Source organism: Siphonobacter sp. BAB-5405 (assembly GCF_002872335.1).
Taxonomy (GTDB): Bacteria; Bacteroidota; Bacteroidia; order Cytophagales; family Spirosomataceae; genus Siphonobacter.
On sequence record NZ_NJAG01000045.1, the window covers coordinates 303,681 to 317,013 of the forward strand.

General features: G+C 50.1%; 10 protein-coding genes and 1 pseudogene. 3 read left to right on the plus strand and 8 right to left on the minus strand.

Annotated features, from left to right (window positions below):
* Positions 1 to 10 precede the first annotated feature (10 nt).
* From BWI97_RS23975 to BWI97_RS23985, 3 genes are read right to left on the minus strand one after another with little or no spacing between them, the layout of a single operon-like run.
* Entirely contained in the window at positions 11 to 1,612 is a 1,602-nt protein-coding gene (locus BWI97_RS23975; protein ID WP_094815987.1) for an alpha-amylase family glycosyl hydrolase, read from the minus strand.
* A gap of 38 nt (positions 1,613 to 1,650) precedes the next feature.
* On the minus strand, positions 1,651 to 2,349 hold the full coding sequence (locus BWI97_RS23980; RefSeq protein ID WP_102203113.1) for a DUF421 domain-containing protein: 699 nt from the start codon (positions 2,347 to 2,349) through the stop codon (positions 1,651 to 1,653).
* Between the two features lie 19 nt (positions 2,350 to 2,368).
* The gene (locus BWI97_RS23985; RefSeq protein WP_094815991.1) at positions 2,369 to 3,061 is read right to left on the minus strand and encodes a YetF domain-containing protein; all 693 of its coding nucleotides are present in this window, start codon (positions 3,059 to 3,061) and stop codon (positions 2,369 to 2,371) included.
* 467 nt (positions 3,062 to 3,528) lie between these two features.
* On the opposite strand from BWI97_RS23985, the gene BWI97_RS29335 reads away from it, so the two are divergent.
* Together BWI97_RS29335 and BWI97_RS23990 are read left to right on the plus strand one after the other, a co-directional pair.
* A complete protein-coding gene (locus BWI97_RS29335; protein ID WP_369826654.1) occupies positions 3,529 to 3,825 on the plus strand; it encodes an iron-containing alcohol dehydrogenase in 297 nt (98 codons plus the stop codon).
* Positions 3,826 to 3,838: 13 nt separating this feature from the next.
* On the plus strand, positions 3,839 to 4,687 hold the full coding sequence (locus BWI97_RS23990) for an iron-containing alcohol dehydrogenase (protein ID WP_369826660.1): 849 nt from the start codon (positions 3,839 to 3,841) through the stop codon (positions 4,685 to 4,687).
* Between the two features lie 166 nt (positions 4,688 to 4,853).
* Here the strand turns inward: BWI97_RS23990 and BWI97_RS23995 are convergent, their stop codons facing one another.
* A complete protein-coding gene (locus BWI97_RS23995) occupies positions 4,854 to 6,974 on the minus strand; it encodes an alpha-amylase family protein (RefSeq protein WP_102203114.1) in 2,121 nt (706 codons plus the stop codon).
* A 191-nt stretch (positions 6,975 to 7,165) separates the two neighbouring features.
* Between BWI97_RS23995 and BWI97_RS24000 the strand changes: the two are divergent.
* Positions 7,166 to 8,916, plus strand: a pseudogene (locus tag BWI97_RS24000) (glycoside hydrolase family 15 protein).
* Between the two features lie 128 nt (positions 8,917 to 9,044).
* Here the strand turns inward: BWI97_RS24000 and BWI97_RS24005 are convergent.
* The 4 genes from BWI97_RS24005 to BWI97_RS24020 form a co-directional block, all read right to left on the minus strand.
* Positions 9,045 to 9,353: a hypothetical protein gene (locus tag BWI97_RS24005; protein WP_094815999.1), complete on the minus strand. Its 309-nt coding sequence runs from the start codon at positions 9,351 to 9,353 to the stop codon at positions 9,045 to 9,047.
* Between the two features lie 103 nt (positions 9,354 to 9,456).
* Positions 9,457 to 10,416 (minus strand): bestrophin family protein, encoded by a 960-nt coding sequence (locus BWI97_RS24010; protein WP_102203115.1) that lies wholly within the window; start codon positions 10,414 to 10,416, stop codon positions 9,457 to 9,459.
* Between the two features lie 334 nt (positions 10,417 to 10,750).
* A complete protein-coding gene (locus tag BWI97_RS24015; RefSeq protein WP_146011011.1) occupies positions 10,751 to 11,230 on the minus strand; it encodes a hypothetical protein in 480 nt (159 codons plus the stop codon).
* Positions 11,231 to 11,558: 328 nt separating this feature from the next.
* Positions 11,559 to 13,235 carry an arylsulfatase gene (locus tag BWI97_RS24020; RefSeq protein ID WP_102203117.1) on the minus strand — a complete coding sequence of 559 codons (1,677 nt, stop codon included), beginning with the start codon at positions 13,233 to 13,235 and terminating at the stop codon, positions 11,559 to 11,561.
* Between the last annotated feature and the right edge of the window lie 98 nt (positions 13,236 to 13,333).

Consider the following 13,333-nt stretch of genomic DNA (forward strand, 5'->3'; position numbering starts at 1 on the left):
AAGTAAAGAATTAATCGAGTCGAATCAATAAACCGGCATCGCCACTGAGGGCAATGGTATCGTGAATGCGTTGCCCTTCGTCTTCAGGGAAAGTAGCAATTTCCACAACCCCATCCAGCGTAATATGTTCTGCTTTGAAGTACGCAGGTCGGTGGGTCAGGTTGAGGATTACCAGAAAACGGGAACCCGTAGAAGCCTGACGGATAAAGGACAGTAACTGTTGATCGGAATAAACGGGAATGTATGAACCCCACATCAGCGAGGGTTCGGACTGCCGGAGTTCAATCAGCCGTTTGTACAAGGTAAGCATGGAGTACGGATCTGGTTTTTGCGTCTCCACATTCACGCGGCGGTAGGTATTGGCCAGCCGGAGCCAGGGTTTGGCCGTACTGAAGCCCGCGAAGTTGCCTTCCGTCCATTGCATGGGCGTACGGGCCGGATCGCGACTCAGATTTTTGTCGGGCATGTTCAGACCCTGGGGATCCTGTACCTCGTCAAAGGGAATGGGTACATCCTGCATCCCGATTTCATCCCCGTAATAGATCGTCGGCGTACCGCGTAAGGTCAGTAATAACATCGCTGCCACCCGGGACTGCTGAATACCCACGCGACTGGTAATGCGGGGCTGGTCGTGGTTGCTCAGTACCCAGTTGGGCCAGCCATACTGAGGTAAGGCCCCTTCGTACTGACTGATGGAAGCGGCCAGATGGGGAGCGTCCCAAGACAACGTGAGCAGTTGAAAGTTAAACGGCAGGTGAGCCCCGTTGCCATCGGTGCCGTAATAAGTCATCAGGCGTTGAATGGGGAGATAGATTTCCCCAATCATCATGCGTTCCTTGTAGTGGTCCAGTACACTCCGCATTTTACGCACGATCTCGTGTACTTCGGGCTGATCAGTTGAATACACGGCCAGAACCTTTTTAACATTCGATTCATGGGCCTGATAATCAGGGTTGATGGGATTATCGCGGAACTGTTCGTCCTTGATCATGTGCCACATCACATCCACGCGGAATCCGTCTACGCCTTTTTTTAGCCAGAAGTGCATGACGTCGAACATCGCCTGCTGTACTTCCGGGTTCCGCCAGTTTAAATCCGGCTGGGAAGTCAGAAAGGCGTGATAATAGTATTGCTGCGTTGCTTCATCCCACTGCCAGGCACTCCCGCCAAATTCACTCAGCCAGTTGTTCGGTTCGGAGCCATCGGGGCGGGCGTCTTTCCAGATGTACCAGTTGCGTTTAGGATTATCGCGGGAAGAACGGGATTCCTGAAACCAGGGATGCTGATCGGAGCTATGGTTGGGAACCAGATCCAGCAGCAGTTTCATATCCCGGGCGTGCACTTCCTTGAGTAAGGCGTCAAAATCCTCCATGTTGCCAAATAAGGGATGAATGCCCTGATAATCAGCAATGTCATACCCGAAATCGTCCATGGGCGAAGGGTAAATGGGGGAAAGCCATACGGCTTTGATGCCCAGCCATTTTAAGTAATCAAGGCGTTTGATTACGCCCTGTAAATCACCGACACCGTCGGCATTGCTATCCTGAAAAGAGCGGGGATAAATCTGGTACACAATACCTGATTGCCACCAAAGGGGATTGGCTTCGTTCATAAATTAGGGATTGGTTGAAGGAAAAGGCTGTAAAAAAACTATGCTTCCGGCTTGATGGGAGGTATCCAGTTCACGTCTTTGCAACGATTACACTCATGCTCGGGTTTCAGGGGTTGAAACATGGTATTCCCACAATTCTTGCAGACAAGCCGGTCGTCTGCTTTGGGTTGCTCCTCAATAAGTTCCGGATCTTCATTGGGAATTACGGAGAGACCCGGCTTCGGGTTTTCGTTTTCAATGAGTGTAAATTTACCGTTGGCTTCAATGTACAGGCGTCGAACCTGACCCAGATGCAGAATACTTGCGGCCCGAAGTTCGGCGAAGAGACGTTCGCGGGTAATGCGGGAGTGTTGCATCGCTTTGAGTTCAAGCACCCCATCTTTCACCAGAATCTCCATATCATCCTGCGTAATCGCCTCAAACTTTTCATTTCGGGAAGCGATACGAGAAATCCAGCGTTGCCCGGCCACAATGATAATCGCAATGGCGATTGCAGGCAACAATCCCCGGTCGGGCGAGAGTACGGGCATACCAATCGCAGCGGCCAGAGAGGTCAACGCCGCCATTTCATTGCGGTTGAGCTGGGAGGCCATCCGCCGCCCCATGATTCGGATACAAACCATGAGCAGCAGGTACACGAAAGTCATCCGGATGATGACTTCGATGAAATAACTGGCGGGTAATTCACCGTAAAAGATCCGGAGCCAGTCGTCAATTTTAATATCATCTGGATTCATGCGAGGCAGGAAGAAAGAATTAGAGAATAGCCGTGCCCCAGTCTTCGACCTGGCAGTGGGGGCACGGGCCGGGATGGGTCTTTTTTTCGACGGTTTTTCCGCAATTACAGCAAACAACGTACTCTACTACTTCCCGCTGAATGGCGTGAATGGAGGTATCACTGACGTTCGGTGGCAGGGTAGATAAACCCGGTCGGGCTTCTTTTTCAGGATAAATACTAAACAGGCCACTGGCTTCCAGATACACCCGTTTGACCTCCCCGAGGTTATAATACTTTTCAGTTCGCAAAACAGTGAAGAGCTGCTGGTGCGAAATACGGTTTCTCATCAGTTCTCCAACGTCTAAAACCCCGTCTCTGACCAGAACGGTAGTGGTGCCCTGCATGAGCATTTCTACGTTTTTGTTTTTGAATCCCCACAGGGTAGTTAGTCGCTGGTACAGCAATGCACAGATCATGGCGAAAATACCCAGCCCGATGCCCCGGTCCGGGGCCTGCATGGACGGGGAGAGAATGGCCCCGGTGGTAAGCATGACGCCCATTTCGGTAATGGAAAGTTGCCCGTTCATGCGTTTACCCAGCAACCGCATCATCACCAGCAGGAAAAAATAAATAATCAGGGTCCGAAAGAGAACTTCCAGAAAAAATATGGGCGGGGCCATGCCCCACAGAATTCGGTTCCAGTCGTCGAGCTGGATGTCACTCTTTTTCATGGAAAGTAGAGTCAAACGTAGTGAGCAAGGCCTAAAAAAAAGAATGCCCACCAGTCCAGTAGAGCTTTTAAGTCCGCTTAAAGGAAACAAGTTGAAAGATCTATGCATGCAACCAAGGAAAAAGGCCTAAAATGAGACTCCCAAATTTCAAGGGGATGTGGTAAAAGTACCCCGAACCCTGAGCCATAGCGATGCCTATAGACGAGCCTCATTCGATAAAAGTGTATAGGTGAAAAAAACAGAAAATTTCTTTTTAAAAGTGATAACCTTTCGGGGTTTGGGGTGATAAACCAGTAGAGCTGCTTGTTTTAACCCACACCTTTATCTTTTCAACCTTCAACCCTGAACACCCGGCGGGGCGGTCCTGATGACCGCTCCGCTTCGGTTTAAGCCCCCCGGCTTTGGAACTAATCCTTCAGAGGCCGCCGTTACCCAGCCAGTTAGTTACCCAATCAACCGGTAAAGCCATGTTAAATTTTGAGTTTAAAAACCCAACCAAACTTATTTTTGGAACGGGAAAAATTGCCCAGTTACCCCAGGAAATACCAACCGATGCCCGCGTACTGCTGTTGTACGGTGGTGGAAGTATTAAAATCAACGGGATTTATGACGAGGTTAAAGCGGCACTTGCCAGTTACGAAGTCGTTGAATTTGGCGGGATTCCGGCCAACCCCGAATACGAAGTACTACTGAAAGCCTTGTCGATCATTAAAGAACAATCCATTACGTATTTACTGGCCGTGTGGGGGTGGTTCGGTCATTGATGGGACGAAGTTTCTGGCTTCGGCAGCGTACTACACCGGCCCTGAACCCTGGGATATTTTGAGTCAGTCAATCCGTACGGAACACGCCATGCCCTTTGGTACGGTACTCACCTTACCGGCTACGGGTTCGGAAATGAACTCCGGAGCGGTTATCACCCGGGCCGAAACGCAGGAAAAACGCTCCATGGGGGGACCGGGGCTGTTTCCAGCGTTTTCGATTCTGGACCCTCAAGTGGTTCGCTCCGTACCGCAGCGACAACTGGCCAATGGGATTACCGACGCCTTTACGCACGTACTGGAGCAATACATGACCTATCCGGTCGGGGCTCGCTTACAGGATCGTTTTGCGGAAAGCATCATGCAAACGCTGATTGAAATCGCTCCCGTGATCATGCAAAACCCGTCTGATACCGATGCAGCTGGTGATTTTATGTATTGCTGTACGATGGCCCTTAACGGACTGATTCAGAAAGGGGTACCGACCGACTGGGCCGTGCACGCCATGGGCCACGAACTTACGGCTCTCTATAATATTGATCACGCCCGAACGCTGGCTATCATCGCTCCGAGTCATTATCGGTATAACTTCCGCACCAAACGCGAAAAACTGACTCAGTACGGCCAACGCGTATGGGGTTTGACGGGGCCTCCAGAGGAAGTGGCCATCCGGGCCATTGGTCGTACGGAAGAATTTTTCCACTCCCTCGACATCAAAACCAAACTCTCGCAGTACACCGAAAACTACGAAGGTACGGCTGAACGCATTGAGGACCGTTTTACGGAACGGGGCTGGCTGGGACTAGGCGAACATAAATCGCTAACGCCTCAGGATGTACGAGCCATCGTGGAAATGAGTTATTAAGGTTTAGGATCAAACTTGATACCTAACACAAGGGCCCCGGATAATTAAAATTTCCGGGCCCTTGTGTTAGTACCTTTTTCTAAAGGGAAAGCCCCGTGAAAGAAGCCTCCGATGCATAAAATCAAACCTGATACTCTAAATCAAACTTGATACTTCACTCAACCATTTACCGAGCCAGTACAATACCCGCAAACGAAGCCAGCGAGGGCAGGGTAAATGCAACGGTACCTTTCTGGTAGGAAAAAGGAAGCGAGCCTTGCTGACCCAGTATATGAATCCGGCTGGGTTTGAAAGGACAGGCCATCTGGAAACGCAATTGCTGAAGAGGTACGGGTGTAAAATACGTGTTACCGCTAAAACCGGTCAGATTGACCAGGTGTACAATCCAGCCATCGCTGGCCGATTGCTGGATTTTCTGGGGCGTGTTTTCGGTAAATTCCTGGACAATGACTTCTACCCGATCGGGAGCATTGGTCTGGACAAGGTGGCCCGCCGATGGATATAGCCGGTCCAGCACATCAAGCAGGAGGTTTTTGTGTTGCTGATACCCGTGCTGGTAATACAGGCGACCGAGATGAATGGGTAACAGGGCATTGGTACTTTTGCCGTAGGTTTTTAGCCCCATGGCATAGTAGCCCGTGGGGTCGTGGCCGCCAATGATTTCGGGCGGACCGGGTCGTCCTTTCGCCAAAATGGGCAAGTAGGTGGTGTCGGCTGCCGAAAAATCGTAGAGACCCAGATTGAACTTCCAGAAGAGCATTTTCTGTCCCGGAAAACGTTTAAACGGTGCCTGCCGCTCGGGACTCAGGTAAAAACCGCTGCCGTCGTGGTCGCTCTGAACTGCTTTCGCCCCGAATAATTCGGCTAAGGCCACTGGATGATCAGAAAGGGTGCGGTTCGTCGCCAGCAGGCTGGTCCCCTGCTGACTGATTTGTTTTAACGCCTCCACCGAACCTGGACTCAGATAGGTGAGGTCAGGAAGTAGCAACACCCGGTATTTTTTCAGGTCCTGGACCCGTCGGGCAAGCTGCGAATCTTCAATAATATCGAAAGGCAGGTGAGCTTCCTTGAGCATGAGTTGCAGGCCCCGGTACTCCTGCATGGGTAAACCGCTGGGCCAGGAACCCGGAGCAATCAGAGCAATGCGGGCTACGGAACGGTAGCGACCAAAATACTTTTCGTAGGCTTTATGATGGGCGTAGACCTGACGGATGACCTTAAAATTTCGTTCGTCTTCGTAGCCCCGCATGTCACCCATCATGCTGATATCCAGTCCTGAACCGTTGGCAATATTTTCGTAAAGGCGGATTCTGACCTCTTCCGGTTCCACAGCATTGTACCGCGACTGAAAAGAAATCTGCTGAATGCTGGCGTTACTGATGATGTGATCCGGATAGGAATGAACGGCATTGTTGACATTATCCGATGCCGTATAGGGCCAGTACGGGAGCGTAGTCGAGCTTTGGGATTCGTGGCGGATGATGTCCACGTATTCATCCATGTAGGTACAAAGAGCCACCTGTGGATTTTTGGATTTAATCAGCTCGTGCAGGCGTTTGGTCCAGTCATCGACGGTATATTTTTTAAAGGCTTCGTAGACCTTGTAAACGGAATCCCCTTTGTTTTCTTTTACTGGTAAGCGTAGTCCCTTGCTGTAGGCAGCAAATCGCTTCTGGTCGTGTTCATTCTGGTCAATTCCGTGGTACACGCCCTCATACGGATTGTTAACCTGATACCCCGGCATATTCAGAAAAATACCATCAATGGGAAAGCGGTCCATCACTTCGGCGATGATTTCAAAGGCTTTAGTTTGTACGTAGGGAGCGTTGATAGAAACCATTACCATATCGGTATTGTACACCCGTTCGCCCTTGGGAGACAAGTAACACCAGTCGGGATGAGCCTTGAAAATACTTTCGTGCACCCGGCTGAAATCAAAGCGTACCATCACCCGGATGCCCTGCTGGTGGCACTTCCGAATCAGATCATCCATCAGCGTGGGTGAGCGGAGGTAAGGATTCTGGTAGTGAAAATCCAGCTTGGTGGGATAAAAAGCCATAATACCCCCAATGTTGATCAACAGCGTATTGGCCGAACTTCGCTGCAAATCTTCCACGATGGAATCCGGATGCATCGTAGCGGCTTCGTAAGCGGGCATGTTGAACTGAATTACGCGGAGATTATTGGCTTTCCACCAGGGCATCGACCGTGGCCAGTCCGTATGGGATTGACCGTAGGCCATACTTCCCAGGAGAAGCAGGATCAGAGGAATGAATCGTTTTAGCATGTATAGAGGTTAGCGTTTCCGACGAAAATAGCGGAAAATCAGCAAAGCCTGCTTCCGGCTGACCCAAAAACAAAACCCGCCCGCTACCAGTTGACACTTATCATCTGCCAATCCCCTCGGAACGAACCCACGCGTTCGTCGCTATTCGTATGAATCAGACACCCATCGATCAACACGGCTTAATCGGAAACATGAATACGGCGGCTCTGGTCTCCTGCAACGGAACCATTGATTTTCTATGCCTGCCCCGGTTTGATTCACCCACGGTATTTGCCCAGCTACTCGACTCGGAAAAGGGCGGTTACTTTTCCATCCGGCCCACGTTTTCGGATTTAACGTACAAGCAGCTTTATCTAACGGATACGGCTATACTGGTGACCCGCTTTTTCTCCGATTACGGCATTGCCGAACTAACGGACTTCATGCCCGTGCACGAAGAGGGTTCCCGGATGACCGTCATTCGTAAGCTAATGGCTGTACGGGGAAACATCGAGTTTGAAATCCAGTGTAAGCCCCGTTTTTCGTACGGTCGAATCAGCCACGAAGCTCAGGCGAACGAAATGGGAATCCGGTTTACCGATGCGGACGGTCAGGAGTTACAGTTATACAGCGAAATTCCGCTGGAGCTATCCGAATCAGACGTCGTATCGCGATTTCGACTGGAGGAAGGCCAAACACTATGTTTTATTCTATGCGATGAGAGTAAGCTTTGTGAGGAAAGCAAAACGCCCGAATCCAGTATCGCTGATTTATGTAAAACGTACTACGACGCCACCCATGCGTTCTGGAAAACCTGGACCCGGCAGTCTACTTATAAGGGGCGTTGGCGGGAAATTGTGATTCGCTCCGCCATTACGCTGAAACTCATGTCCTCGCACGAACACGGCTCGGTAGTTGCGGCCCCTACCTTCGGTTTACCTGAGAGCTTGGGCGGAGAACGTAACTGGGATTACCGCTACGCCTGGATACGAGATTCGGCGTTTACCATGTTTGCGTTTCTGAAACTGGGTTTTCTGGATGAAGCCCGGCGGTTTATGGATTGGGTGGAACACCACTGCCTCAACGAATCCCTGAAACTGATGTATACCATCGACGGCCAAACGCCGCCGGAGGAAGAAGAACTCAGTCATTTTTCGGGTCATAAAGATTCCAAACCGGTTTTGATTGGTAATGGTGCAGCTACGCAACGTCAAATGGACATTTACGGGGAGCTGATTGATACCATCTACCTGTTCAACAAATACGGCGGCCACATTACGTACGAGTTCTGGAAAAAACTCAGCAAGGAAGTCGAATTTGTCTGCGGACACTGGCGACTCCCCGATCACGGGATGTGGGAGATTCGGGGGGAAGAAAAACAGTTCCTGCATTCATTCATGATGTGCTGGGTAGCCCTGGATCGGGCCATTCGCATTGGGGATGAACGCTCGTTCCCCTACCCACGGGAACAGTGGTACCGGGTACGCGATGAAATCTACGACTTCATTTTCAAGGAATTCTGGTGTGAGGAAAAAGAAGCTTTCGTACAGGTTCGCGGCGGACATGCCCTGGATGCCTCCGTACTGTTGATGCCCCTGGTTCAGTTCATCACGCCCAATGAACCCCACTGGCAGAAAACCATGCTGGCCATCGAACGCGAACTCAAACTGGATGTACTCATTTACCGGTACCGCAACGAAGAAACGCAGATTGACGGACTGGACGGGGAAGAAGGGACGTTTACGATGTGTTCGTTCTGGTTCGTGGAGTGTCTAACCAAGGGTGGACAGATTGAGCGAGCCAGTAATTTCTTCGAGAAAATTCTTGCTACGCCAATACCCTCGGCCTGTTTTCGGAACAGCTCAGTAAACGGGGCGAACAGCTGGGAAATTATCCCCAGGCCCTGACCCATCTGGCTCTGATTACAGCAGCCATTGAACTGGACCGAAACCTGGGAAGCTAAACCACCAGCAATGGATCAGGCGGCTAGGTAAAGCCTGACCGCCTGATCAACGAATCAAAGGGTTGCCCCTTAGTATGGAAAACGTACGCCGTAGCTAACTTCCGGAAACTAATAAAAGAAGCTAAAACCTATGCCTCAGGCTGGGGCTGATTTTGCTTCTCCAAAGCCTGCCGTAATTGCAGGTTGTCCCGCGAGAGCGATTCAATCTGTGATTTCAAAAAGGCAATCTGGTGTAGCAGGGCATCGACGGTCCGTTCGGTTTCCTGCCAGGGAGCAGCGGTATCGAGTGTATCCGCCTGGTGCGAATACGCCCGGCAGGTAGATGAACAGAACTTAGCCGTTGAGCGGGAGGCGAAAAAGGGCGTACCGCACCACTGGCAGGTTTTTTCGAAGATTTTGGCGTTATGCTTGAATCCTTCCTTGCTTAAACGGGGCATAGGCGTAATGGTCAGTGAGCTCTAAAGGTACTAAAATTGTCATAACGCCATGGCAACGTTAATTATTTTTCTTTCGCGGTCTGCTGTTCGAGCGAAGGCCTACTTATAATACGACACCTTTCACGGCAGGTTGCGGTTTAGGCAGATCTTTATCGCCCCAGTGTTCTTTCAGGTTGGTTTCAATGGTGAGACTCATGGCCGTCATCGGGATACCCTCCATCCGATTTTCGAAAGGATCTTCAATGCGTTCACCCAGTAAATCCAGACACAGGAATACAAAGGAAATAATCACGGAGACAGGCATGCTGGCCCAGCCGATTTCCTCGACAAAGACAAAGGGGAGGAGGGAAGCGTGAATGAATACGAAAACGCGGGAGGAAAAGCTATACTGCCGGGGGAAGGGGGTATTCTTGATGCGTTCGCAGCGACCCTGGATGTTATTGAATTCAACCAGAATTTCTTCCACTTTAGTAAAACGATAATCCGATAGCCAGCCTCTCTGGTAAGCCCGTTTCAAATCTTCCCCCTGCAGGTTAAGCAGATAATTGGGTGGGTTATTCTTCTTACAAAAGACCTTGTATTCCTGCGAGGATAGAAACGATTCAGTATCTGAATACTCATTGCGTTCTTCGTAGATTTCGTCCTGACTAGTACGATTGTAAGCCTGGGGTCGCCGTAAGAAAACCCGCAGGGCATGCACAAAGGCCATGTGTCGGTATACCATGCGATGTTGCAGTTCCCGAACTTCTGCGGCTTCTGCCGGATCTTCGGGGATGATCATAATGAGTACTTCCCGTCCCCAGGCCCGGCTGTAATTCACTAACAAACCCCAGATCTGGCGGGCTTCCCACCAGCGGTCATACGCATTATTGTTCTTGAAGCCTAAGAAAATGGAGAGTGCCGTACTAATCGCTGTGATGGTTGTGAAGGGAAGGTGTAAATGAAAAAGGTTGTAATAATCGTGAAGCAGATAGACCGTTACGGAAAGCACGGTATAGTAAATCAGCCCTTTCCAGGTATAATGGAAGATAACTTTCCAGCCAAGATTGCGATCAATGAACATAGGATGAAGGGAAGCCAGAGCGAACGTGTGTGGTGTAGAATTTTCAGCATTAGAAAAGTTTAATGCAGGATATTAACCCGAAAAGAACTTAAAAGTTTTTGGAAGTTCTTAGGAAGAAAAATTGATTTTGTCAGGTAAGCAATGATGAATATATACATAGGGAAGTATATTACACAGCTATAAAATTTTATAATTATTATAACGTTTTTTTTACGTTATAATGTCAAATAATAGGTACAACTATCAGTCAGTATTCTTATATATCTACCCTATTTAACTATACAAAGTATTCAACCTTCTGCGTTATTTTATCACACAAGGTTGAATAGCTATGTTACCAATGGCCCGGCGTAAATAAAGCACCTTGTTGATCATCTGCTCCGAAGAAAATACGCAAAGCTGTTCGACCTTCGCGGTCTTTCTCCCAGGCATAGCGATATTGTTTTTGAGCAGCGGCTATCTCCTGATTATTGGCCGGCCTTTTGAAATTTTTACCGGGGTAACAACTGTACTCACCCCGGTACGTTCCCTGCTGAGGCGTGAGTGTGAACGTTTGATTGCCCGGCTGCATGGTGCCCTTCCAGTACGTATAGGAACTCGTGCGGCAATTGTAATAGGTTGCTGAATTGAGTACATACATTTCAAACGTGCCGTTGGCCTGTACGTGCAGAGCCATGGCCTGTTCATTAGCGGCTCCCTTGTAACTGCCATCTGTACTCCAGAAACTGGTGGGTGAGAAGCGGCCATAGCTCCATTTACCCGTTGGAAGCGAACTGGCCCATACGCTCGTTGTATGAAGAATGAATACGAGCATCAAAAACGGTTTGAACGAAGAAATCATTTGATTGAAGGAAAACGGTTGTTTCGCCTGCAACCTAGCCTCAAAGCGGACCTTTCACCAGGTCAATCCGGTTCAACTGCTGAGAACTTCTGCTGAAAGTCATCGATTGCCTGCTGAACTGTACTCCTTACCTGACCTAACCAGACTGTTTTGACTTTTGCATACGCCCAATAGATTGATCGCTTTACACGCTGCATCAAAACCATAGTTCCGGCGTAGGGAATGGTAGGCATAACGATTGGAATGAAGCTCATTTCGTACAAAAAAAGCCCCTTACTTGTACGGCAAGGGGCTTTTCTGTTTAACGGCCTGGTTTAGGCAATACCTGATGCGTCGCCGCCCAGCGTTGCCAGAGGCGGGCCAGTTCGGTCACTTTTTCAGGATGCTGAGCGGCCAGGTTCAGCGTCTCGGTTCGATCCGTTTTTAGATTATACAAATGCCAGGTGGAATCTGAAGCTGTGGATACCAGTTTCCAGGAACCCTGCCGCACGGATCGAGCCCCAAAATGTTCATTGAAAAGCTCCGTTGGCCAGTCGGCGGACTTGCCTTTAAACGAGGGAACCAGACTTCGGCCGGTACTGACAGGAATGGCTTTACCATTGATCTGCGTTGGGTACCTGGCTCCCGAAAGTTCACATACGGTAGCCATTAGATCCATAACGTGTCCCACCTGATCACTGTACGAACCCTTGGATGCAGTAATCCCCTGCGGCCAGAACGCAATGAATGGCGTATTAACTCCGCCTTCGTACGATTCTGCTTTCCAGTACCGATAAGGAGTATTCGCCACCGCTGCCCAATGTTTTCCCAAGGAAGCGTAGGTGGTCTGCGGGCCGGGCAATGCCTGCTTCTCGGTGGCATACACAATTTTCCGGCCATCCCGGGTTTCGCTCGGACGATCAAATCCTGGTCCGTAGGCCGCACAGTTTTCGGAGCTGGCCCCGTTGTCCGACAGAAAAACGATCAGGGTATTGTCCAGCTCGCCCGTCTGCTTAAGGGCCTGAATGATACGGCCAATGCCCTGATCCATCCGATCAATCATGGCCGCATGTACACTCATCGCCCGGGCGTCCCAATCTTTGGTCGGATTCGCTTGCCAGTCGGGTAAATCTGTCGGGGCAAGTTTCGCCTGATCCGCTCGGATGAGTCCCATGTTGACCATTCGCTCGTAGCGGGCCTGTCGAATGGCTTGCCAGCCCGCCTGATAGGTTTTTTCGTATTTGGCAATGTCCTCGGGTCTGGCCTGTAAAGGCCAGTGCGGAGCATTTTGGGCAACGTAGATAAAGAATGGTTTTTCCGAAGACGCGAAGGATTTAATGTAAGACACCGTCGTGTCATTAATGGCGTCGGTATGGTAGTAATCCTTGGGCACCTGCCGCACGGGTTCGGTACCATTGACTAGACTAAAGGGATCGAAGAAATCCACTACGCCCCAAATGGTACCGAAAAATTTGTCGAATCCCCGACGGGTTGGATATTGTTCCAGCGGAGAAAAGGTACCGAAATCTTTCTGATGATTGAGCCAGGCTTGCTGATCAGTTCCTTTCGGCTGCACGAGTGTATTCGATACGTGCCACTTTCCGGTCATCGCCGTTTGATAGCCAGCCGATTTCAATACTTCCGCCAGCGTAACCGTCTGGTCCGTAATATGCCCCTGGTAACCGGGCTGGTTCTCGGCATCAGTCATTTTGCCAATGCCTGCCTGATGATTATACAAACCCGTCAGCAGAGCGGCTCGGGTAGGGCAACAGCGGGACGTATTATAAAACTGCCGGTAACGCAGACCATGCTGAGCCAGGAAATCAAGATTAGGGGTGTGAATTTCGCTACCGTAGCAGCCCAGGTCTGAATAGCCCAGGTCATCGGCGAGTATCAGGATAATATTGGGTGACTTGCGGGAGGGTGTTTTCGCTTTCCAGGCTCCAAGCATTATCCCCACCATACCCAGGGCCAGGGTGAGCTTACACAGTATCTTCATGACGTATAGAGGTTTGGGTCAAAAATATAGCATTTTCAGGTTGTTGCTACTACGCATTCCTGATTTGCTGAGGGCGTTATTCCTGAACACAGGGCTCT

What these genes read in the sequence shown, in the direction of transcription:
- BWI97_RS24005 (WP_094815999.1), bottom strand. Translation starts at nt 9,353, where the DNA reads ATGCCCCGTTTAAGCAAGGAAGGATTCAAGCATAACGCCAAAATCTTC.
- BWI97_RS23985 (WP_094815991.1), bottom strand. Translation starts at nt 3,061, where the DNA reads ATGAAAAAGAGTGACATCCAGCTCGACGACTGGAACCGAATTCTGTGG.
- BWI97_RS24020 (WP_102203117.1), bottom strand. Translation starts at nt 13,235, where the DNA reads ATGAAGATACTGTGTAAGCTCACCCTGGCCCTGGGTATGGTGGGGATA.
- BWI97_RS29335 (WP_369826654.1), top strand. Translation starts at nt 3,529, where the DNA reads ATGTTAAATTTTGAGTTTAAAAACCCAACCAAACTTATTTTTGGAACG.
- BWI97_RS24015 (WP_146011011.1), bottom strand. Translation starts at nt 11,230, where the DNA reads ATGCTCGTATTCATTCTTCATACAACGAGCGTATGGGCCAGTTCGCTT.
- BWI97_RS24010 (WP_102203115.1), bottom strand. Translation starts at nt 10,416, where the DNA reads ATGTTCATTGATCGCAATCTTGGCTGGAAAGTTATCTTCCATTATACC.
- BWI97_RS23975 (WP_094815987.1), bottom strand. Translation starts at nt 1,612, where the DNA reads ATGAACGAAGCCAATCCCCTTTGGTGGCAATCAGGTATTGTGTACCAG.
- BWI97_RS23995 (WP_102203114.1), bottom strand. Translation starts at nt 6,974, where the DNA reads ATGCTAAAACGATTCATTCCTCTGATCCTGCTTCTCCTGGGAAGTATG.
- BWI97_RS23980 (WP_102203113.1), bottom strand. Translation starts at nt 2,349, where the DNA reads ATGAATCCAGATGATATTAAAATTGACGACTGGCTCCGGATCTTTTAC.